The organism is Nocardioides immobilis (assembly GCF_003515065.1).
Lineage (GTDB): Bacteria > Actinomycetota > Actinomycetes > Propionibacteriales > Nocardioidaceae > Nocardioides > Nocardioides immobilis.
Map to the genome: position 1 here is coordinate 182195 of NZ_QXGH01000013.1, position 20986 is coordinate 203180.

At 72.1% G+C, this 20986-nt stretch carries 19 protein-coding genes; 5 read left to right on the top strand and 14 right to left on the bottom strand.

Annotated elements, in window-relative coordinates; translation table 11 throughout:
* Positions 1-19 precede the first annotated feature (19 nt).
* Positions 20-589 carry a TIGR03086 family metal-binding protein gene (locus D0Z08_RS09650; RefSeq protein ID WP_182481252.1) on the top strand — a complete coding sequence of 190 codons (570 nt, stop codon included), beginning with the start codon at positions 20-22 and terminating at the stop codon, positions 587-589.
* Here the strand turns inward: D0Z08_RS09650 and D0Z08_RS09655 are convergent.
* Genes D0Z08_RS09655 through D0Z08_RS09670 form a run of 4 tightly spaced genes read right to left on the bottom strand, consistent with a single transcriptional unit; the run spans position 586 to position 5125 of the window.
* Positions 586-1110, bottom strand: a complete 525-nt coding sequence (locus D0Z08_RS09655) for a DnaJ family domain-containing protein (RefSeq protein ID WP_118925026.1) — start codon at positions 1108-1110, stop codon at positions 586-588. The two genes, D0Z08_RS09650 and D0Z08_RS09655, sit on opposite strands and share 4 nt — an antisense overlap.
* Positions 1111-1134: 24 nt before the next feature.
* Complete coding sequence (gene phaZ, locus D0Z08_RS09660) at positions 1135-1938, bottom strand: poly(3-hydroxyalkanoate) depolymerase (protein ID WP_118925027.1); 804 nt, start codon at positions 1936-1938, stop codon at positions 1135-1137.
* Positions 1935-3623: a PHA/PHB synthase family protein gene (locus D0Z08_RS09665; protein ID WP_118925028.1), complete on the bottom strand. Its 1689-nt coding sequence runs from the start codon at positions 3621-3623 to the stop codon at positions 1935-1937. Before D0Z08_RS09665 ends, phaZ begins: the two co-directional genes overlap by 4 nt.
* On the bottom strand, positions 3620-5125 hold the full coding sequence (locus D0Z08_RS09670) for a long-chain-fatty-acid--CoA ligase (RefSeq protein ID WP_118925029.1): 1506 nt from the start codon (positions 5123-5125) through the stop codon (positions 3620-3622). Before D0Z08_RS09670 ends, D0Z08_RS09665 begins: the two co-directional genes overlap by 4 nt.
* A gap of 130 nt (positions 5126-5255) precedes the next feature.
* Between D0Z08_RS09670 and D0Z08_RS09675 the strand changes: the two genes are divergently transcribed.
* Positions 5256-6437 (top strand): PucR family transcriptional regulator, encoded by a 1182-nt coding sequence (locus D0Z08_RS09675; RefSeq protein WP_118925030.1) that lies wholly within the window; start codon positions 5256-5258, stop codon positions 6435-6437.
* A gap of 6 nt (positions 6438-6443) precedes the next feature.
* Here D0Z08_RS09675 and D0Z08_RS09680 read toward each other — a convergent pair whose 3' ends face one another.
* Positions 6444-8405: an ABC transporter ATP-binding protein gene (locus tag D0Z08_RS09680; RefSeq protein WP_118925031.1), complete on the bottom strand. Its 1962-nt coding sequence runs from the start codon at positions 8403-8405 to the stop codon at positions 6444-6446.
* Positions 8402-9070 carry a nitroreductase family protein gene (locus D0Z08_RS09685; protein ID WP_118925032.1) on the bottom strand — a complete coding sequence of 223 codons (669 nt, stop codon included), beginning with the start codon at positions 9068-9070 and terminating at the stop codon, positions 8402-8404. Before D0Z08_RS09685 ends, D0Z08_RS09680 begins: the two co-directional genes overlap by 4 nt.
* A gap of 196 nt (positions 9071-9266) precedes the next feature.
* Here D0Z08_RS09685 and D0Z08_RS33385 point away from each other — a divergent pair, with 196 nt between their 5' ends.
* The 3 genes from D0Z08_RS33385 (at position 9267) to D0Z08_RS09695 (ending at position 14028) form a co-directional block, all read left to right on the top strand.
* On the top strand, positions 9267-9401 hold the full coding sequence (locus D0Z08_RS33385; RefSeq protein ID WP_281271717.1) for a hypothetical protein: 135 nt from the start codon (positions 9267-9269) through the stop codon (positions 9399-9401).
* Between the two features lie 87 nt (positions 9402-9488).
* On the top strand, positions 9489-12488 hold the full coding sequence (locus tag D0Z08_RS09690) for a helix-turn-helix transcriptional regulator (RefSeq protein WP_118925033.1): 3000 nt from the start codon (positions 9489-9491) through the stop codon (positions 12486-12488).
* A gap of 118 nt (positions 12489-12606) precedes the next feature.
* A complete protein-coding gene (locus D0Z08_RS09695; RefSeq protein ID WP_245993828.1) occupies positions 12607-14028 on the top strand; it encodes a cytochrome P450 in 1422 nt (473 codons plus the stop codon).
* A 177-nt stretch (positions 14029-14205) separates the two neighbouring features.
* On the opposite strand, the gene D0Z08_RS09700 is transcribed toward D0Z08_RS09695, so the two are convergent.
* The 8 genes from D0Z08_RS09700 to D0Z08_RS09735 all read right to left on the bottom strand — a co-directional run bounded on the left by D0Z08_RS09700 (position 14206) and on the right by D0Z08_RS09735 (position 20965).
* Positions 14206-15609, bottom strand: coding sequence for an HNH endonuclease signature motif containing protein (locus D0Z08_RS09700; RefSeq protein WP_118925034.1), 1404 nt, complete (start codon positions 15607-15609; stop codon positions 14206-14208).
* 251 nt (positions 15610-15860) lie between these two features.
* Positions 15861-16307, bottom strand: coding sequence for a hypothetical protein (locus tag D0Z08_RS09705; RefSeq protein WP_118925035.1), 447 nt, complete (start codon positions 16305-16307; stop codon positions 15861-15863).
* The gene (locus D0Z08_RS09710) at positions 16304-17161 is read right to left on the bottom strand and encodes a hypothetical protein (protein WP_118925036.1); all 858 of its coding nucleotides are present in this window, start codon (positions 17159-17161) and stop codon (positions 16304-16306) included. Before D0Z08_RS09710 ends, D0Z08_RS09705 begins: the two co-directional genes overlap by 4 nt.
* Before the next feature lie 3 nt (positions 17162-17164).
* On the bottom strand, positions 17165-17443 hold the full coding sequence (locus D0Z08_RS09715) for a hypothetical protein (RefSeq protein WP_118925037.1): 279 nt from the start codon (positions 17441-17443) through the stop codon (positions 17165-17167).
* An 81-nt stretch (positions 17444-17524) separates the two neighbouring features.
* Positions 17525-18088 carry a hypothetical protein gene (locus D0Z08_RS09720; protein WP_118925038.1) on the bottom strand — a complete coding sequence of 188 codons (564 nt, stop codon included), beginning with the start codon at positions 18086-18088 and terminating at the stop codon, positions 17525-17527.
* A gap of 23 nt (positions 18089-18111) precedes the next feature.
* Complete coding sequence (locus D0Z08_RS09725) at positions 18112-19254, bottom strand: sulfotransferase family protein (RefSeq protein WP_118925039.1); 1143 nt, start codon at positions 19252-19254, stop codon at positions 18112-18114.
* Positions 19251-20033: an SDR family oxidoreductase gene (locus tag D0Z08_RS09730; RefSeq protein WP_118925040.1), complete on the bottom strand. Its 783-nt coding sequence runs from the start codon at positions 20031-20033 to the stop codon at positions 19251-19253. Before D0Z08_RS09730 ends, D0Z08_RS09725 begins: the two co-directional genes overlap by 4 nt.
* Positions 20034-20086: 53 nt before the next feature.
* Positions 20087-20965, bottom strand: a complete 879-nt coding sequence (locus D0Z08_RS09735; protein WP_118925041.1) for an alpha/beta fold hydrolase — start codon at positions 20963-20965, stop codon at positions 20087-20089.
* Between the last annotated feature and the right edge of the window lie 21 nt (positions 20966-20986).

A 20986-nucleotide genomic window follows, 5' to 3' on the forward strand; every position in this document is an offset into this window, starting at 1 on the left:
ACCGCCAGAAAGGGGCACCGTGACGACCTCCGACGACCTTGAGCGCGCCGTACGTGCTGCGGCGGCCGTGCTCGCCCGCGTCGAGCCAGGACAGCTCGACGACCCGACGCCGTGCACGGCTTGGCCGGTCCGCGAGCTGATCAACCATCTCGTGGGCGGCAGCTTCTTCTTCGCCGCCGCCATCGAGACCGGGACGTTCGCCGGCGACGGCCCACCCCCGCCGGACTTCGCGTCGGGCGACTTCGTGGGTGCCTACGCCGACGGCGCCGCGAAGCTGTCCGCCGCACTGCGGGCGCCGGATGCGCCGCCGCAGCACGTCAGCGTCCCGTTCGGGGAGTTCTCGGGCACCGACTTCCTCGGGATCGCGACGATCGACACTCTCACCCACGCGTGGGACCTCGCCAGGGCCACCGGGCAGTCGACCGACCTCGACCCGGACCTCGCCACCCGCGTGCTGGCCTCAGCGCGGGACCTCGTCCCGGACGCGTGGCGCGGCGACGATCCGGCGCCGTTCCGGCCGGAGCAGCCAGCACCTGACGGCGCGACGGCCGCCGACCGGCTAGCAGCGTCCCTCGGCCGCTCGGTCTAGCGGGATCGCCTGCGGACGCGCCACCGACGGCGCCGCGGCTGCGGAGCCACGGCCGCCGGCCTCGCCGTACGACGCGCTGCGCGGCGTGCCCGCCACGCCGCGACCGTCTGGTCGACGTCGCGCGGCATCGTGATCAGCGGCGGCCCGTCGACCGGGGTGTAGCGCGCCCGGATCACGCGGGCGTTGAACTCCTCGACGGCCGTGCGGACCTCGTCCTCGGTGGCCAGCCGGTCGATCAGCCCGTCGAGCTCGGCGTCGTCCTTGCGCAGCTGCAGCGCCGGCGGCAGTACGACGACCTGCTCCCGCTCGATGAGCTTCTTCACCCACCAGTCCGGGTCGTGCTCGGCGCCGAGACCCTCGATGGGCTTGCCCGCGCCGGGCAGGTTGTCGAAGTCGCCGCGCTCCATGGCCCGTCGGATCTGGATGTCGACCCAGGTCTGCTGCTGCTCGATCCGGGCACGGGCGGCCGCCCGTTCGGCGTCACGGTCGACGGGCGGCGGCAGCTCCTCGGAGGCGCTCATGACGCCCTCCAAGATATCCGGCGGTCAGGAGCGCAGGAACGCCGCGACCCTGGGCGCCAGCTCAGCGGCGCTGGTGACCAGCCCGAGGTGGCCGTCGGAGAAGACGTGCAGGGTCGCGTTCGGCAGCAGCCGCTGCATGATCCGCGCGTTGGCCAGCGGGATGAGCGGGTCGTCGTCGCCGGCCAGGATCAGCGTCGGCTGCCGGACGAACGGCAGCGCCGGCAGGCTGGACCAGCCGACCCCGGCGAGCAGCTGGAACAGGTAGCCACGGCGGGAGCCGACCCGGGAGTGGTCGTGCATCAGCCGCTTCACCAGGTCGGGACGCTCCCGCACCTGACCGCCGTAGAGCTCGGCGGCGACCGTGACGGCGTAACCGGCATCGCGGTAGCGCCGCGGCGTCACCATCTTGCTCAGGACCCGCGGCGACGCCGGCACCATGAGCGACCCGGTGCCCGTGCTCACCAGCACCACCCGACGACAGCGCCGCGGGTGCTGGAAGGCGAGCTGCTGCGCGAGGCCGCCGCCCCACGAGATGCCGAGGACGTCGTACGTCGCGAAGCCGAGCGCCGTCATCATCCGCCCGACGAACATCGCGAGCAGCGCGAAGCTGTACGGCGTCTTCGGGTCCGGCGAGCCACCCACGCCCGGCACGTCGAAGCGAACCACGGTGATCCGCTCGTCGAGCTCGTCGACGAACGGCTGGAGCAGGTCGAGGCTCGCGCCGATGCCGTTGCACAGCAGCAGCGGCGGCCCCGGCTCCGTGCCCGGACGCACCGACACCCGGACGTCATGACCGAGGACGGTGACCTGCCGCAGCTCGGTCGTCACTTGTCGAACACGTAGGTGCCGGGGGCGTCAGCGAGCGGTTGGAGCCGCACCGACCCGAGCTCCTTCGGCGCCGGCACCAGGTCACCGCAGCGCTCGTTCAGCCACGGGACGACGTCCGCCCACCAGGTGCCCTGGTGGGTCTCGGCACCCTTGAGCCAGGTCTTCGGGTCGAGAGTGGTGTCGTCGTTGGTGTGGAAGGTCGCCTTCGGGTTGCCCGGCGGGTTCACCAGAGCGGCGATGTGGCCACTGGTCGACAGCACGAACCGCGACGTCCCGCCGAGCAGCTGGGTCGTCCGGTAGCAGTTCTCCCACGGCGTGATGTGGTCGGCGATGCCGGCCGCGATGTAGGAGTCCACGGTGACCTTGCCGAGGTCGATCGGCACCCCCATCACGGAGACCTCGTCCGGCCGGACCAGCGAGTTCGCGACCGCCATGTCGACGAAGTCGGCGTGCAGGCCGGCCGTCATCCGGGTGGTGTCCGCGTTCCAGAAGAGGATGTCGAACGCCGGCGGCCGCTTGCCGAGCAGGTAGTTGTTGACCCAGTAGTTCCAGATCAGGTCGCTCGGGCGGAGCCAGGCGAACACCTCGGCGAGCGCGCGTCCGTCGAGGAACCCCTTCCGTGCCGACTGCGCCTTGGCCAGCGCGGCCAGGCGCGGGTCGGACAGCGCCGAGACGGTGCCGGCGTCGTGGTTGTCGATGACCGTGACGGCGAGGCAGAGCGCCGCCAGCCGGTCCTGGCGGCCGATCCCGGCGAGGTACGCCGCGGTGATGCTCGCGAGGATGCCGCCGGAGCAGATCCCGCCGAGCGCGGTGCGGTCGCTGCCGGTGATCTCCTCGACCGCGTCGAGCGCATCCAGGATCGCTCGGACGTAGGTGTCGAAGTTCCACTCCGCGTGCCGGGCGTCCGGGTTGCGCCAGGAGATGCAGAACATCTGCCTGCCGTTCCGGACGCTGAACTCGATCAGGCTCCGCTCTGGTGCCAGGTCGACGGCGTAGAACTTGTTGATGGTCGGCGGCACCAGGAGGACCGGCACCTCGTAGACCTCGTCGGCCTGCGGTGCGTACTGGATCAGCTCCAGCACGTCGTTGCGGAACACCACCGACCCCGGCGTCGCCGCGATGTTCTCGCCCAGCGTGAAGCCGGAGGTGTCGACCATCTCGGGCACCCGCGGCGAGGATGCGAGGTCCTTGACCAGCTGCCTGCCGCCGCGGACCAGGCTGAGGCCGGCGGTGTCGATGACGGCCTTCGCCGACGCGGGGTTGACGAGGGGGACGTTGCTGGGCGAGACGGCCTCGACGATGTTCTCCACGAGGAACCGGACCCGCTTGCGGTCCCGGGGGTCGAGGTCGGCGTCCGCGATCAGCTCCTCCGCCGTCTGCCCGCCGGCGAGGTAGAGCTGGACCAGCCGCTTGAGCAACGGGTTGTCGTTCCAGGCGACGTCGCCGAAGCGCCGGTCGCCGCGGCGCGGCGAGACCTCCGACGTACCGGCGACGATCCGGCCGGCCTCGGCGCCCAGCGCCACCAGCCGCCGGGCGGTGCCGCGCGGCTGCCGGGCAAGCGACAGCGCCCACCGGGCCGTGGACATGTCGGGGGCGAACCGGCGCAGCGGCCCGAGCGCCGCGTCGACGAGGAGCACGTCCAGCGGGGCGGCGGAGTCGGCGAGGCTCTGGTCCTGGTCGCTCATGCCCGGCTCGCCTCGGTGGCGGGAGCGGAGATCTCGCGCTTGAGGATCTTGCCGGTGGGGCCCTTCGGCAGCGCGTCGACGAACCAGACGACGCGCGGATACTTGTACGGCGCCACCTGGTCCTTCACGAACGCGCGGATCTCCTCCTCGGTCGCCGTCGCTCCGTCGCGGAGGGCGACCGCGGCCGCGACCTCCTCGCCGAGCTCCGGGTGCGGGATGCCGATGACGGCCGCCTCGGCGACCGCGGGGTGCTCGTAGAGGACCTCCTCGACCTCGCGGGGGTAGATGTTGAAGCCGCCGCGGATCACCAGGTCCTTCACCCGGTCGACGACGTAGAAGAAGCCGTCCTCGTCGGTGCGTCCCATGTCACCGGTGCGGAACCAGCCGTCGGCCGAGAGCACGTCGGCGGTGGCCTCCGGCTTGCGCCAGTAGCCCCTCATCACGTTGTGGCCCCGGATCGCGATCTCGCCCACCTCGCCGACCGGCAGCGCGGTGCCGTCGGGGTTGATGACCTGCATCTCGACCCCCGTCACCGGCGTGCCGATCGAGCCGGGCTTGCGCTCGCGGTCGGGCTTGTTGAAGGACGCGACGGGGGAGGTCTCCGACAGGCCGTAGCCCTCGAGGATCGGGCAGCCGAACCGCTCCTCGAACCGGTGCAGCACCTCGACCGGGAGCGCGGCGCCGCCCGACACGCAGACCCGGAGGTTCGGCAGGTCCGGGGCGTCGGTGAGGCCGAGCAGCGCGGCGTACATCGTCGGGACGCCGGCGAAGACCGTGGCGCCGTACGTCGCGAGCTGCTCGGCGGCCGCCGCCGCGTCGAACCGCGGCAGCAGGAGCAGCGTCGCGCCCGTCGACAGCGCGGTGTTGAGGGTGCAGGTCTGGCCGAAGGAGTGGAAGAGGGGGAGCCCGCCGAAGACGACGTCGTCCGCGGTCAGCTGCAGCAGGTCGGACTGGGTGACCTCGACGTTGCGGGCCAGGTTGACGTGGGTGAGCTCGGCGCCCTTCGGCTGGCCCGTGGTGCCCGACGTGTAGAGGAGGACAGCGGTGTCGTCCGCGTCGCGGTCGACGATGCCGTCGACCGGTTCGTGCTGGGCGACGAGCTCACCGAAGGTCGCCGGGGCGACGGTGACGACCGTGACGCCGGAGGTGCGCTCGGCGCCTTCCTGCGCCTCGGCGGCGGCTCCCTCCCACGCGAAGATCAGACGGGCGCCGGAGTCGGCGAGGTAGTAGGAGACCTCGCGCGCCTTGAGCAGCGGGTTCATCGGTACGACGACGCCGCCCGCGCGCAGGATGCCGTAGTAGACCGCAGCGAACTGGGGGAGGTTGGGCATCATCACGGCGACCCGGTCGCCGGGCTCGAAGCCGTGGGCGGCCAGCAGGCCGGCGACGCGCGCGCTGGCGTCGGCGACGTCGCCGTAGCTCACGGTGAGCTCGCCGAACCGCAGGGCCACGGCGTCGGGCTGGCGCTGGGCGGTGTCGAGGAAGAGCTGGGAGAGATTCATCGTGTTCCTTGCTGGGGTGGCGGGGACAGCTCCACTCTCGGGGCTCACCGGCCCCGGGCGCTTCGGCCGGACGCACCGACTTCTGCCCGCCCCGCTGTGCACACGCACAATCGGCGCTACGGTGACCGGCGTGCGGGAACGTGAGGTCGCCCCCGAGGTGCGGTCCCTGAGTCGGCGGCTGCTGCCGGACGCCGAGGGCCTCGGCACCCGGATGGCGGAGCGGATCTGCGCGGAGATCCCGGTCTACGCCGAGGGCGAGCTGCTGACCTTCGACCAGCTCGCCGACTCGTGCGCGCACAACATCCGCTACATCCTCGGCATCCTCGCCGGAGACCCGTCGACGAGCCTCGACACCCCCCGCGCGACCGGCGCGGCGCGGGCGGGTCAGGGCGTGCCGTACGACGCCGTGCTCCAGGCGTTCCGGATCGGCGGCCGCTACATCTGGGAGCTGCTCGTCGAGCACGCGCCGCCCGACGAGCACGACGTGCTCCTGCTGGCCGCCGCGGACGTCTGGTCCGTCAGTGACGACCTGTCGGACCACGTCACCGATGCCTACCGCCGGGCCCTCGCGGACCGGGCCCGACGGGATGGTCAGATGCGGGCGGTCCTGGTGGGCGCCCTGCTCGACGGGGACGAGGCGCCGGAGTACGTGTTCGAGGCGGCGCGTGTGCTCAACCTCGACGGCGCGCGGGACTTCGTCGTGGTGTCGGCCGAGTCCCCGGAGTCGGGCGCCGAGGGCCTGGTCGACGTCGAGCGGAAGCTGAGACGGTCGAACGTCGCGTCGGCCTGGCGTCTCGACCACCATCACCACGACGGCGTGGTCGCGCTGCACTTCGGGTTCGGCGTGGAGCACCTCGTCGAGGCGCTCACCGAGCTCGCGACGGGTCGGGTGGGTGTCAGCGCCCTGCTCGGCCGGCTCGAACGGGCCAGCGAGGGTCGCCGGCAGGCCCGGGTCGCCTGCACGGCGGTCACCCCGGGGAGCACCGGGATCCTCCGGTACGACGCGAACCCGCTGTCGGTGCTGCTCGCCAGCAGCTCCGAGTCGGCCCGGTCGCTGGTGGACGGCGTGCTGGCGCCCGTGCTGGAGCTGCCCGAGGACGACCGGGAGGTGGTGCTCGCGACCGCGCGCGCCTGGCTCGCGGCCGGCGGGTCGACGTCGACCGCCGCCCGCCACCTCCACGTGCACCGCAACACGGTCCGCTACCGGCTGCGCCGGCTGGAGGAGCTGACCGGCCGCGACCTCGCCACGCCGGTCGACGCCGCCGAGCTGCACGTCGCGCTCGAGTGTGTCCGGATCCTCGGGCTCGGCTGAGCGGCGTTACAGGGAGACGTCCGCGCGGCGATCGTCGTACGGCGACCGCCGGCCGCTCGAGCGCGAGAACTGCTCGACGTACAACCGGGCGTAGAGGCCCTCGGGGTCGGCCAGCAGCTGGTCGTGGGTGCCCTGCTGGACGACCCGGCCGTCGGCGAGCCCGAAGATGACGTCGGCGGACTGGATCGTGGAGAGCCGGTGCGCGATCGCGATCGTGGTGCGCGACCGGGTGGCCCGCTCCAGCGCCTCCTGGACCAGCCGCTCCGTCTCCGTGTCGAGGGCCGACGTCGCCTCGTCGAGGATCAGGATCGGCGGGTCCTTGAGCAGCACCCGCGCGATCGCCAGCCGCTGCTTCTCGCCGCCGGAGAGCCGGTAGCCCCGCTCGCCGGTGATCGTCTCGTAGCCCTCGGGGAAGCTCATGATCCGGTCGTGGATGTTGGCGTCGCGCGCTGCCTGCTCGATGGCCTCGGCAGACGCGCCCGGGCACGCGTAGGCGATGTTGTCGCGGATCGTGCCGTGGAAGAGGTACGGCTCCTGGGTGACCATCCCGACCGCGTCGGCGAGCGAGGAGAGGGTCAGGTCACGGACGTCGTGGCCGTCGATCAGGACGGCGCCCTCGGTGACGTCGTAGAACCGGGGGACCAGGTAGGTGCAGGTGGTCTTGCCCGACCCGGACGGGCCGACGATCGCCGCCAGCTGGCCCGGTTCGACGACGATCGAGACGTCCTCCAGTGCCCATCCGCTGCTCTCCGGCCTCTCCTCGTCCGACTCGATCCGGACGCCGGTGTCGCCGAACCGGTCCCGGGTGACGGTGCCGGACAGCTCGCGCGGCTCGGGGTAGCGGAACCACACGCCGCGCATCTCGACCTGGCCGCGCATGGAGTCGTGGTCGAGCGCGACGGCGCCGGGGCGCTCGGTGATCGCAGGCTCGAGGTCGAGGTACTCGAAGATCCGGCGGAACAGCGCCAGGGACGTCTGGACGTCGAGACTGACCCGCATCAGCTGCAGCAGGGGCATCTGGAGCCGGCCCTGCAGCGTCGTGAAGGCGACCAGGGTGCCGGCCGTGAGCGTGTCCGCGCTGATGACCGACGACCCGGTGATGATCCAGCCGGCGACCAGGTAGATCAGGGCGGGCGTGATCGCGAAGAACGTCTGCACCACCGCGAAGAAGGTGCGCCCCGTCATCGCCTGCTCGACCTGGAGGCGGGTCTGCCGCCGGTTTGCCTCGCGGTAGCGCTCGACCTCCTGCGGCGACCGGTTGAAGACCTTGGCGAGCAGGATCCCGGAGACGCTGAGGGCCTCCTCGGTGATCGCCGTCATCTCCGACAGCGACTCCTGGGTGTGGCGGGCGAGCCGCTGTCGGCGCCGGCCGACCCGCAGCTGCAGCCACACGAACAGCGGCATCAGGATGAGCGTGAGGATGGTGAGCTGCCACGACAGCAGGATCATCGCGATCAGCGCGGCGGTCACCGTCACCGAGTTCTGCACGATCGTCGTCGCGGTGTCGGTGAGCACGGTGCGGACACCGGCGACGTCGTTGGCCAGCCGGCTCTGGATCGCCCCGGTCTTGGTGGCGGTGAAGAACGCCAGCTCCATCTTCTGCAGGTGCTCGAACAGGTCGCCCCGCAGGTCGGCCATCGCCGAGTTGCCGACCGTGGAGGTCAGCCAGTTCTGCCCGATACCGATGAAGGCGGTGACGATCGGGATGACGCACATGCCGGCCACCAGCCAGCCCAGCAACCCCAGGTCGGGCGGGCTGCCGTCGAGCGGGAACAGGGCGTTGTCGAAGACCGCCCGGACCAGGAACGGCACGATCGACGTCAGTGCCGCCGAGGCCAGCACGGCGACGAGGACCAGCACGATCTGGCGCCGGTAGGGACGGAGCAGCTCGGCGACGCGCGGGATCACCGGGTCCCGTCGCTGGAGGTCGTCCGGCGACAGGTGGTTGACGACGGGGCTGGGTCTCATCGGGGGTCTTCGTCGGTCGAGCTTGTGGAGTCCCAGCCTGCGCCGTACCGCCCTCGGTGCGCGACCTCGTTCCACGGCGTACGGCGGCGCCGGCTGGCCGACCCCGCAGCGCCGGTCTCGCGTGGGGCGGGGTGGCCGATGGTGATCGCCCCGATCGGGTGGGGATCACCGGCGTCGGGCAGGCCGAGCGCGCGTCGTACCTCCACCTCCCGGTCGGGCACGATCCCGAAGAAGCACGACCCCAGCCCGGCGTCGGTGACCGTCTGCAGGATCAGCAGCGACGCCATCGCGGTGTCGAGGTCCCAGAACGGCATCGACCAGCGCCGTAGCTGCCTTCCAGTGACGGAGTCCGTCCAGCCTTTGTCCGGCTCGGCGTACCGCTCCAGGTAGGCACCCTTCACGCTGCACGGCACCACCACGACCGGCGCCCGCATCATCCCGGCCAGCCAGCGGTCCGGGTCGTCGACGTTGTCGGTCGACGCGGTCCAGAAGCGCCGTACGTCCTCCGGACGATCGAGGACGACGAACGCCCACCCCTGCGAGAACCCCGCGCTCGGCGCCCGGGTCGCGTGCTCGAGCGCCCGCTCCACCACCGCCGGGTCTACCGGCTCGTCGGTGTAGCTGCGCACCATCCGGCGGCGGCGTACGACCTCGGAGAACTCCACGTCGCCTCCTCCGCATAGTCCCTGACGAATCTGTCGTGAATTGGGCCGATCAACGACAGGAACGTCAGGGACTATCCCACCTCACGCCGGTCAGCGCGTTCCGCCCGACCCCGATCTAAGGCACTTGCCCGATGTGAGTGCCTACCTCAGGCGACGAATCTTGCTCATGTCGTCGAGAGAACCTCAGGAGCACACCATGATTCCCTACCTCATCCAGTCCGAGATGGAATACCGCAAGGAGCGGACCCGCAAGGGCATTGCCGCACAGCGCGGCAGCCGCTCGCGCTCGTCCTGGCTCCGCCGGATGGCCGCCGCGGACAAGTCCATCTGAGATGGCCGGGTCCAACCGCCACCAGAGTCGACCGCCGGGCAGCCGCCCGGCGGTCGCTCGCATTTCCCCGAGGAACCGCCGTCCCCGATGACGCACACCGAAATCAGCGGGCCGATGTCGGCGCTGGGCACCATGATCGAGCCCGTGGCAGTGCACACCAGTCGCACCCTCGTGGGGCGCGACGCCGAGCTCGAGCAACTGTGTGACCTGCTGGGCATCCGGGAGCTGCGGGACCGCCCCGGCGTCGTCCTGCTCAGTGGCGACGCCGGAGTCGGCAAGACCCGGCTGCTGATCGAGCTGCGCGACCGGGCCCAGGCCGAGGGCTGGCGGGTCGTCGCCGGCCACTGCCTCGACTTCGGCGAGAGTGCGCTGCCCTACCTGCCGTTCAGCGAGCTGCTCGGCCGCTTCGACACCGAGGTGGCCGACGTCGTCGAGCAGGTCTCGACGCTGCATCCTGCGATCGCCCGGCTGCAGCCCGGGCGCCGGGTCCGGGCGGCTGCCGAGGGGTCCGGCGACGGCGAGCGCGGCGCCGACCGTGGCGAGCTGTTCGACGCCGTGCACGCGCTGATCGACGCCGCGGCAACAGAGGCGCCGCTCCTCCTCGTCATCGAGGACACGCACTGGGCCGACCAGTCGACCCGCGACCTGCTCGGCTTCCTCTTCACCCGGTCGTTCACGAACCCGGTTGCCCTGGTGGCGTCGTACCGCTCCGACGACCTGCACCGCCGCCACCCCCTCCGCCGCCAGGTCGCGGAGTGGTCCCGCCTCCAGACGGTCGACCGGCTCGCCCTCTCGCCCCTGTCCGACGACGCGGTGCGCGAGCTGATCGACGAGCTGGCGCCCGAGCGGCTGGGGGAGCGCGAGCTCGCCGGGATCATCGGCCGCGCCGAGGGCAACGCGTTCTTCGTCGAGGAGCTGGTCGCGTCGGGCGCCGGCGCCTGGGTGCCCGACGACCTGGCCGACCTGCTCCTGGTGCGGCTGGACCGGCTCTCCGACGAGGCGCGCCAGGTGGTGCGGATCGCGAGCGTCGCCGGCCGCAAGGTCACCCACAGCCTGCTCGAGGCGGCCGCCGACCTGCCCGCCGCCGACCTCGACGCCGGCATCCGGCAGGCCGTCGAGATGAACGTCCTCGTCGCCGGCACCAAGACCTACTCGTTCCGGCACGCGCTCCTCGGGGAGGCCGTCTACGACGACCTGCTGCCGGGCGAGCGCGTCCGGTTGCACGGTCAGTACGTCGCTGCGCTCGCGGCCGGCGCGGGTCGCGGCACCGCCGCCGAGATGGCGCGCCACGCGCGCCGGGCGATGGACTTCGACCGGGCCGTGACCGCCGGCATCGAGGCGGGCGACGAGGCGGTGTCCGTCGGAGGCCCGGACGAGGCGGCCCGCCACTACGAGCACGCCCTCGAGCTGCTCGAGGACGCAGAGCGCGCGGAGCGGCTCGGGATCGACGTCTCCAAGGTCGTCGTGTGGGCGGCCGACGCCCACAGCGCGGCCGGCGACAGCCAGCGCGCCGCCAGCCTCCTCGCCGAGCACCTCGAACGACTCCCCGCCGACGCGCCCGACACCGCACGGGCCCGGCTGCTCAGCAACTACGCGCTCTCCCTGTGCATCATCGAGACGACGCTCGACCCGATCGACATCACCAACCAGGCCGTCGCACTCGTCCCGGCCGGCGAGAGCCCCCTGCGGGCGAAGGTGCTCGCGACCCACGCCCGGGTGCTCGCCGGCACGAACCGGCTCGAGGAGGCCGAGAACGCCGCCACCGAGGCGCTCGCCCTCGCCGAGCGGCTTCGGATGCCGGTCCTCGCCTCCGAGATCGTCACGACCATGGGGAGCCTCCGGTTCAAGCGCGGTGACGGCAGCGACAGCGGCGCCGTACGGGCCGCCCTCCAGGACGCCGTCGCCCGGGCGGCCGAGGCCGGAGCGACGTCGGCCGAGCTGCGGGCCCTCTTCCTGCTCGGTCGCTCACACCAGGAGGCGGCGGACTGGGACGAGGCGGCGCGCTGGTTCGCGGCCGCCGTCGACCGCGGCGTCGCGGTCGGCCTGCCCTGGGCGCCGTACTCCATCGAGGCGCGGTGGCAGCTCGGCTGGGTCCGCTACGCCCAGGGAGAGTGGGACGCCGCTCTCGAGCTCGTGTCGATCGCCGACGACGAGGGCGGCCCGATCATCCCGCGGGCGATCATCGAGGCGACCCGCCAGGCGATCCTCTCCGCCCGCGGCAACGACGTGAGCGCCGCCCTCCGCCGGCTGCGCAAGGTCTGGTCCGACGAGGGCGGGGTCGCCGTGTTCTCGGCCGGCATCGAGATCGAGGCGGCGGGCCACGCGGGTGATGCCGGCGCCGCCATCGGTGCGTACGACGACGTCGTGGCGGTGCTGTCGCGGATCTGGACCGAGCACTTCGCCGCCCGGGTGCGGCTGGCCGCGCAGACCATCGGCGCCATTGCGTGCGCGCTGCCCTCGGCGAGCTCGGTGGAGCGGGTGTCCCTGCTCGAGCGGGCCGCCGTCCTCCGGGCCGACGGAGACCTCGTCGCCGAACGGTTCACGGCGAGTCACGCTGCGTGGGGCCCCGAGGGACGCGCCTGGGTGCTCCGGCTGGCCGCCGAGCACCTCAGGGTGCGGTGGCTCAGTGGCGTCGACGCGCCCGAGCGTGACGAGCTCCTGGCGGCGTGGGCCGCCACCGTCGAGGCGTTCGAGGAGCTCGGCAGCGTCCCCGAGCTGGCGCGCGCCCGGACGACGTACGCCGGCATCCTGCGGCTGCTCGGCGACACCGCGGCCGCCCGCGAGCAGGGCGACCTGGCGCGCGAGACTGCCCACCGGCTGGGAGCCGCCGTACTCCTCGAGGAGCTGCGGGCCTCCGGCAGCGCGCCGGTGCGCGCCACCTCGACCGACAAGCAGCGGCTCACCGCGCGCGAGCGCGAGATCCTGGCGCTGGTCGCCGATGGTCGGAGCAACGGCGAGATCGGCCGCCAGCTCTTCATCAGCACCAAGACCGTGAGCGTCCACGTGTCCAACATCCTCGGCAAGCTCGGTGCTGCCGGCCGCACCGAGGCCGCCGCCATCGCCCGCCGCGACGGCCTGCTGTCTTGAATTGCGCGAGCGTGTCGCGGTCGACGCGGCCAGGGGTGGCGGTGGCCTGGCGTCCAGAGGCGGGAAGATCCGACCACGGTAGGAACCGCGAGGACCGCCGTCGGCGTACCGTCGACCCGTGACCGCAGAGCTGACCGACGACGCCGGGATCGACACGCGTCCGTTGACGATGAAGCGCTTCGAGGGCAGCACCCTGATCGGGGGCCCGAACCAGCCGCGGATCTCCCGGGGCGCCCTGCCTCCCGGTCCGCGCTGGCCGGCGCTGGTGCAGACGGTGGCGCTGATGAGGTTCCGGCACCAGTTCCACCCCTACCTCCACCGCAAGTACGGCGAGGCCTACACCGTCCGGCTGATCCCGGGCTCGCGGCCGCTGGTGCTCTTCACGAACCCTGAGGTCACCAAGGAGATCTTCGCGGGCGATCCCGCGGTCTTCCATGCCGGCAAGGGCAATGCGGTCCTCGGCCCGATCATGGGCGAGCACTCGCTGCTGCTCCAGGACGGCGCCGAGCACCACCGGGCCCGCAAGCTGCTGATGCCCGCGTTCCTCGGGCACGCGCTGCGCGGCTACCAGTCGATGGTCGCGGACGTCGCCGCCGAGGCGGTCGGCACCTGGTCCGACGGTGAGGAGTTCGAGTCCCTCGACCGGATGAACGCGCTGACCCTCGACGTGATCCTGCGCGTCGTCTTCGGGGTCACCGACGAGCGGAGGCTCACCGAGCTCCGTCCGCGGGTGACCGCGACGGTCGACATCAACCCGGCGATCCTGCTCGGCTGGGCGTACCCGCGGCTGCAGCGGTTCGGACCGTGGCGGCGCACGATCGACAACCAGATCGAGCTCGACCGCCAGATCTACGCCGAGATCGGCGAGCGCCGCGCCGCGACGGACGTGACGGACCGCAAGGACGTGCTTTCCCGGTTGATGGCCGCCGGCGACGACACCGACCGCCTCGACGACACCGAGCTGCGCGACCAGCTCGTCACGCTGCTGCTCGCCGGGCACGAGACGACGGCCAGCGCGCTCTCGTGGGCGCTCTACGAGCTCGGCCGCGACCCGGAGCTGCTGGCCCGGACCCAGCGGGCCGCCGATGCCGATGACCCGGAGGGCCAGGCGTGGCTCGAGGCGGTGCTCAAGGAGTCGATGCGGCTGCACCCGATCATCCCGATGGTGGTGCGCACCCTCCAGAAGCCGGCCCGCGTCGGCGGCCACGACCTGCCCGCCGGCACCACCGTCGGTCCCTCGATCGTGATGAGCCACCAGCAGGAGCGGAACTTCCCCGACCCCGACGCCTTCCGCCCCGAGCGATTCCTCCCGAAGCTGTCCGGCGCCGAGGCGCCCTCGCTGCACGTGTGGATCCCGTTCGGCGGTGGGGTCCGCCGCTGCATCGGTGCCGGCTTCTCGCTGATGGAGGGCGCCGAGGTTCTCCGCCAGGTCCTCAGCCGCTACGACGTCACCTCGGTCCAGGACGACGTCCCGCGGGTCCGCAACATCACCAGCGTGCCGCGGAAGGGTGCCCGGATCCGGGTCAAGCGCCGGGGTTGATCGGGCGCAGGCCTTCCTGCTGGTGGCGCGCCGTCGTTGGTTGCGGCGCGTCCCGTCGGCGTCGGCTCCTGGTGGTTGAGGTGCGACGAGCGCAGCGAGGAGCTCTCGAAACCACTCCTGGTGCATGCCGATATCCCCGCCGGTGCAACTCAGTGGCGGGGTGGCGGGGCTCGGTGGCTACTCGTCGAGCGGGTCGGCCGGGTCGACCGGCTCGGACGGCTGAGACGGCTGGGTGGTGCCGGGTCGGGGTGTGAGGTCGTAGGTGCCGGTGGGGTCGACCAGGTACAGGCCGCTGGGCAGGGTCCACAGGTAGGTGCCGGGTGAGAGAACTCGGCAGGTCGCGAGTCCTGAGGTCTTGTACCGGTGGTGGCCTCGGCACTTCGGGTTCAGGTTGCACCGACAGGTTGGTCCGCCCTGGGCGTGGGGGGCGTTGTGGTCGAGGTCGCAGCGTTCGGCTGGTCTGGTGCAGTAGGGGTAGGTGCAGTGGTGGTCGGCCAGGGTGACTTGGCGGCGGATCCGGTCGGGGATCTCGTAGGAGTCGACCGGCTGGTGGCCGTTGAGGTCGATCACCGGCCGCACCAGCACGCTGGTGCCCGGGGTGCCCATCCACTCCTTGACCTGCTCCGGGCTGATCGGGGTGCGGGTGTTGGCGAACCGGCCGACCGCGCCGTCGGCCGTGTGGCCGCCGGTGTCGTTGAGGTGGACGATCAGCTCGACCCTGCGGCCGGGGACGGTGCGGGTGATCTCCCCGGTGTCGGGGTCGACGATCTGGAGGTCGAGGGCGAGGTCGTGGCGGGCGATCTCCCCGAGCGCGGTCGCGCGGCGGACGTCGAGGGAGTCCTCGCAGCCGAGCTGGCCGAGCAGATTGGCGCGGCGGGCGACCGCGGCTTCGAGGTCGAGGGCGTCGGCGATGTCGAGGGTGGCGGTGACCTCCGCGGTGCCGTCGAACCCGACCCGGTCGAGATCGATGTCGACGTGCCGGGTCTCTTGGGCCTCCGTGCGCTTCTCCTCGGCCGCTTGCGGGTCGTAGCGGACCAGGGCTTCCTCGACCAGCCGGTCGATCTGCGCCCAGCTGACGCCGCGGGCGATGGGTGCGAGCTGCCGGTCCACGAACGCCGCGGCATCGGCGGGCAGGGTGCGGGTGGACTCCGCGATCCGCAGTGCCTTCCACACCGGCACCCGGCCGTCGAGGACCCGGTCCCAGGTCTTGGGGAGCCGGTAGGCCAGCTCGACGACCTGACCCACATACGCACGACCGGAGTCCAGGGACCGGCCCAACAGGGCGGAGAGCTCCATCACCGCGAAGTCCGAGATCAACGGGGCACCGGGTCCGGCGACCGGGAGCCCGGTGTCCAGACCCCGCTCGGTGATCGTCGAAGCCTCCGCCCCCTCGGCCACGACGTGCTCGCCGGCCCACTCGGCGATTTCACGAAGCAGGCCGATCTCGTGGTCGGCAATCGCCGCACGGCGGCCGCGAATCGCCGTCAACAGCTCCTGCGAACGCGTCACCGGCGCGCCCTCGACGGCCTCGTCCGCCACCGGGGCGGAGAGGCCGAAGAGGGGCGCGGTCCCGAGATCCATACTGAACATTCAACACGGGACCACCGACGCATCGAAACGCTCAGAACCTGCCTGTGGATGGGCGAAACGCCATGGGACGCCTGTGGACGATTGGTGGGCTCCGCCCTTGGGTTCGAGGCTCGGCGCTAGCGCACCTCGCACCTCAACCAGAGGGCGCACCTCAACCAGCGGGCGCACCTCAACCAGCGGGCGTCGTACGCCTCGACAAGCAAGGCGGGCAGCGGGCGCCTCGACACCCGGACCGGCCCGGCCTAGGAAGCCAGGCGCGGCAGTACGTCGACGGTGCCCGCGACGTCCTCGAACAGGTCGCAATAGGTGAGGTAGTCCTCGCGGGCGACGGTGCAGGTGAGGGTCACGCCGAGGCCGTCGACCTGCCACGCCCACTGGTCGCACAGGACGTCGACGGCGCCGAACCGGTGGGCGAACCGGTGGTAGGCGACGCGCTGGTCACCGAGGTCGAACTCGTCGGCGTCCTCGAGCGCGAAGTCGACCAGCTGGGCGCGCAGGTCGAGGAGCGCCTGCCCTCGCCAGGTCATCAGGTCGAGGTCGACCGGCGAGCACCGGAGCACGATCTCGGGGCTGACGCCGCTGGCTGGCACCGTGCGTGGTCGGGCAGCGAGGACGATGCCGTGCCCGGGGTTGCGACGGGTGTGCCAGGTGCGCGGGACGGTCAGGGTGACGTCGTTCTCGGTGATCATGTGAGTACTCCCTCGACGGCGGTGGGGCTGGGCGTGGGCGGCGGCTCGGGCAGGTGCGCCCAGGGCAGCGGAAGCGCGGCGGAGTGCAGCACGTACGGCACGTACGTGGCCGAGTGCAGGGTCGGGCCTGCCGGTCCGGCGTCGGCGTGGACGGGCTCGAGCGGTGCCACCGGCTCCGGCTCCGGCACCGGCTCTTGCTTCGGGCCGTACGGCGACGACGCGGGCTCGATGGGTGCGAACGGAGCGGCCGTGACCGGCGGATGGGGTTCCCGCTGCGCATCGGCGGGCTCGCGGTCCCGGGTGTCGGTGTCCGACGGCATCTCCGCCGGGCCCGCAGTCGGGTAGGGAAACGGGTCGGAGGTCGGCGCCAACGGCCCGGTGGTGAGGTCCTGCACCGCCTGCCACCAGTCCGACCTGGCCGCCTCCGCCTCGGCGTGCGCCCGGGTCGCTGTGGCTTCCAGGCGCTGGAACGGCAGGTTGACCGTCGTGCCCGCCACCGGCACCGACTCGACCCGCTCCTCCGGCGTGATCGTGAAGCCCTGCGCCATCGCGTCGTCCCGGACGCCGGCCAGCGTCCGTCGTACGGCGGCGATCCGGGCGGCGTAGTCGTCGAGGGCGACGGCCAGGCCGCCCGTGTCGTCGGCAACGCCCCGGCTGTCGGCTCCGAGCGTGGCCGACGCGTCGCGATAGCTCCGCGCAGCCAGCCCGCCGAAGTCCTCGCGAGGCAGGGCGCCCTGGCCGTCGAGGAAGTCGGCCGCCCGCCGGGCAGCGCGCGCGACCGACCGGAGCGTCTCGGCGGCGTCGTGGCACGGGGCAGGGTCGTCCGGCAGCGCGACGCTGAAGTACCAGCCCACCGGTCACCGCCACTGGGTTCCGGACAGGATCACGAAGGTCAGGCTGACCCGGTCGTCGATCGCCTCCGCCTCCCGTGCGAAGGCCTGCAGGCTGCGGCCGTTCGAGCCGATGCGCGACGCGAGTCGGTGCACCCGCCGCTGGAGCCGCTCGAGCGCCGCAGCGTCGTCGACCTCGGTCGGGCCGAACGTGGTCACAGCGCCCGCATCGCGCAGGTCCGCCGCCCGGTCCTCGGCGGTGCGGCCGGCGCGGGTGAGGGCGACCGGGTCGAGGTTGAACGTCATGCCCGGCAGCCTGCGCTGTCCGGGAGTACGGCGAAACCCGGCCGGTCTGCGGCTGTGGATGACCGCCTGCGGAGGGGGTGCCTACTCCTCGGTCGAGCTCGTCGAGCTCGTCGGCGAGGGCTCGTCGGTCGACGCCAGCTCGCCCGATTCGTCGCCGCTGATCAGCCACGCGCCATCGATCTGGGTGAGCTCGTAGGTCTCCGTCTCGTCCGGGTCGGAGGCGAGGGTGACGTCGACCGTCGCGGTGGTGTCGCCGGTGAGCTCGCCGGCCACCCCGGTGACGACCAGCAGCTCCTCGGGCTTCCCGACGATCGTGAACACCTCGACGATCTCGGCGAGCAGGCCCGGGCAGTCGGACACCTGCTTGCCGAAGTCGTTGTCGTTCCAGGTCTCGACCGAGCTCCGGACGTAGTCCCGCGTCCACCGCGCGCAGGCGGCGTCGTACTCCCCGGCCGCGAACTCCTCGTAGAAGGCGGTGACGACACCCTCTGCGAGTGCGACCGGAGCGGTCTCCACGGTGGCGGAGCGCTCGGTCGACCCGGCGGAGTCGGACGTGTCCGAAGGGCCGTCGTCATCGCTGCACGCGGTCAGCACGAGAGCGGCTGCGGCGAGGCTGGCGAGCACGGACGCGCGCAGGATCCCCATGCCAGAGGTGTACCAGAGGTCGATCAGAACGCCGCGCGCACCTGTTCCTCGGTGAGGCCGTAGTCGGCGAGGTCGTAGCGGTGCGACGGGCGGGCCTGACCGGTGCGCGACTCGGCGTCGATCCGGGCGACCTCGGCGCGCGCCGCGTCGCTCCACTCGATCCCGAACGCGTCGTAGATGCCGGCGACGGTGCCGACCGGATCAGCCACGAACCCGCGGTAGTCGACATCGACGAACTGGGCGGCGTCGTACCGCTGCCGGGCCTCGGTGAACCGCTGCCACGACCGCTCGAGCATGCCGAGCTGGGTCCGACCGATCGTCTCGCCGACGAACGTGGTCGACGTCCCCGCCGTGGCCTCTGCCGACAGCGAGCAGGCGGAGGCGATGGAGGTGACCGGGTCGCGGCGGGTGCAGACGATGAGCGCGTCCGGGTAGACCTTCATCAGGGCGTCGAGGGCGACCAGGTGCGAGGGGTTCTTGAGCACCCACCGCTTCTCCTGGTCGTGCAGGCCGATCAGCTGCAGGTTGCGGCGGTGCCGCTCGTAGGCGTCGGTCCAGTCCTGGTCGGCGAGCCACTTCGAGTAGCGCGGGACGTTGGCCAGGGACTCGTACGAGATCGACTTGCCGGTCTGGCGGAGCAGCCGCCAGCACTCCTCCGGCGAGGTGGCGTCCATGTAGTGGATCCCCATGAACTCGGGGTTCGTCACATGGTGCTGCCGGAACGCGTCCTGCATCGCGTTGAAGATCGGGTCCGACTCCCAGGTCTCCCGCGGAGGCCGCGGCTGGGGGAACTCCGTCAGCCACAGCTCCAGGCCCTGGTGGCCGGGGTCGGCGCAGAGCAGCCGGTGCAGCGCGGTGGTGCCGGTACGGGGGAGGCCGACCACGAAGATCGGGCGGTCGATCGGGACCTCGGCGTGCTGCGGGAACTCCGCGAACCTGGCCTCGGTCATCAGCCGCCCCACCAGCGCGCTCTTCACCTGCGCCCGGTGGAAGTAGTTGCCGACCGGCGTCAGCCCCGCCTCCGGCGACGCCAGGTCCTCGACCAGCAGCCGCAATCCCTCTTCGTGCGCGGTGCCGCCGAAGTCGGTCAGCCCGGTCGTCCGTACGGCGGCCGCGGCGATGTCGTCGTACGACCCGACGTCGGGCCGCTGGCGCGGTTCGCTCATACGTGGAACTCGCCGCAGTCGACGTTGAGCATCACGCCGGTGACCGCGGACGCGAGGTCGCTGGCGAGGAACAGCGCGGCATTGGCAACCTCGTCGGGCGTGGCGAGACGCTTGAGGTCGGTGGGCTCGGCCTTCTCCGCGTAGACCTCCTCGTGGGTGCGCCCGGTCTCCTGCGCGATCCAGTCGAAGTAGGCCTTGTTGACGTCCTCGTAGATGTACGACGGCGCGACGCTGTTGACCCGGATCCCGCGCGGACCGAGCTCGGTCGCGAGTGATGAGGCGAGGTGCTCGAGGGTGCCCTTGGACAGCTTGTAGCCGGAGTACTCCGGCTGGCTGCTGTAGACCACGCAGGAGTTGAGCATGATGATCGACCCCTTGCTCTCCGCGAGGGCGTCGGCGAAGAGGGCGGACAGCCGCAGCGGTGCGAAGACGTTGGTCTCCTGCGCCGCCCGCAGCCCGTCGAGCTCGAGGGTGGTGATCGGATCCATCGGCGGGATGCCGAACGCGTTGTTGATGAGGCAGTCGACGCGGCCGAACTCCTCGAGCGTCGCGTCCACCAGGCGCCGCCGCGAGTCCTCGTCGGTGATGTCGGTCGGTACGACGAGCGCGCGCCGCCCGTGCTCGCGCACGAGCGCCGCCATCTTCTCGAGGCGGCGCTCGGTGCGGCTGACGAGCACCAGGTCGGCGCCCATCAGTGCGGCCTGCTCGCCGAGCGCCCGGCCGAGGCCGGGCCCGACGCCGGAGAGGACGATGACCTTGTCAGTCAGGAGGGGGATCACCGGGCCAGACTAGAACGTGTTCCAGTTTTGCGCCAGCGGATCCCGCGCTCCGGTCAGCGCGGCAGGTGCGCCAGGATCTCGTCGACCATCTGCTCGAACAGCCGGACCTGGATCGACAGGTGCCCCTCGCCCTGCTCGAGGTGCGGCACCACGCCGGGGATGTGCGCGGCCAGCCACTCGCCGTGGTGGAAGGGCACCATCAGGTCCGCGCTGCCCTGCCACAGGTACGTCGGCACCCGGATCTCCTCGAGCTCGAACCCCCACTCCTTCGTGAACGCGAGGTCGTCGTCGCACCAGCCGTAGAGCTCCTGGACGCCACCCTGGAGGTTGCGGATGATGTCCTCCCCGACCTCGCTGGAGAGCACCGCCCGGTCGACGTCGGGAAGCAGGTTGTCGAGGGTCCGGATCACTCCTTCGGCGTCGGCCCCGAGGATCCCCGCTCGCTCCTTCTGCAGGAACGGCATGACCGCCGCCTCACCCTGGAGCGCCAGTGTGAACTCCTCGACGTTGTCGGGTCCCATGCCGTCGAGGAAGTCAGGCTGGCCGACGTACGGCTTCACGGAGCAGACGGCAAGGACGGCGAGGACCCGGTCGGGCAGGCCGGCGCCGGTCGCGAGCGCGTGCGGGCCGCCGCCCGACTGGCCGCCGGTGAGGAACCGGTCGGCGCCGAGGTGGTCGGCGATCGCGGCCATGTCGGCCGCGACGTCCGCGACCGTGCGCCCCTCGTTCCGGGTCGAGCCGGCAGCGCCGGCGCGGCTGTAGCTCGCGTAGCGCACGCCCCGGCTGTGGAGGATCCGCTGCTTCTCGCGGCCCTGGTAGCTACACCCGGGAGTGCCGTGGTGCCAGATGATCAAGGTGCCGTCCGCCGGCCCGCTGACCTGGACGTCGAGGACCCGGCCGTCCGGCAGGTCGAGTGCGATGCGCTCCGTCATGCCGGGAGGATCGCACACCGG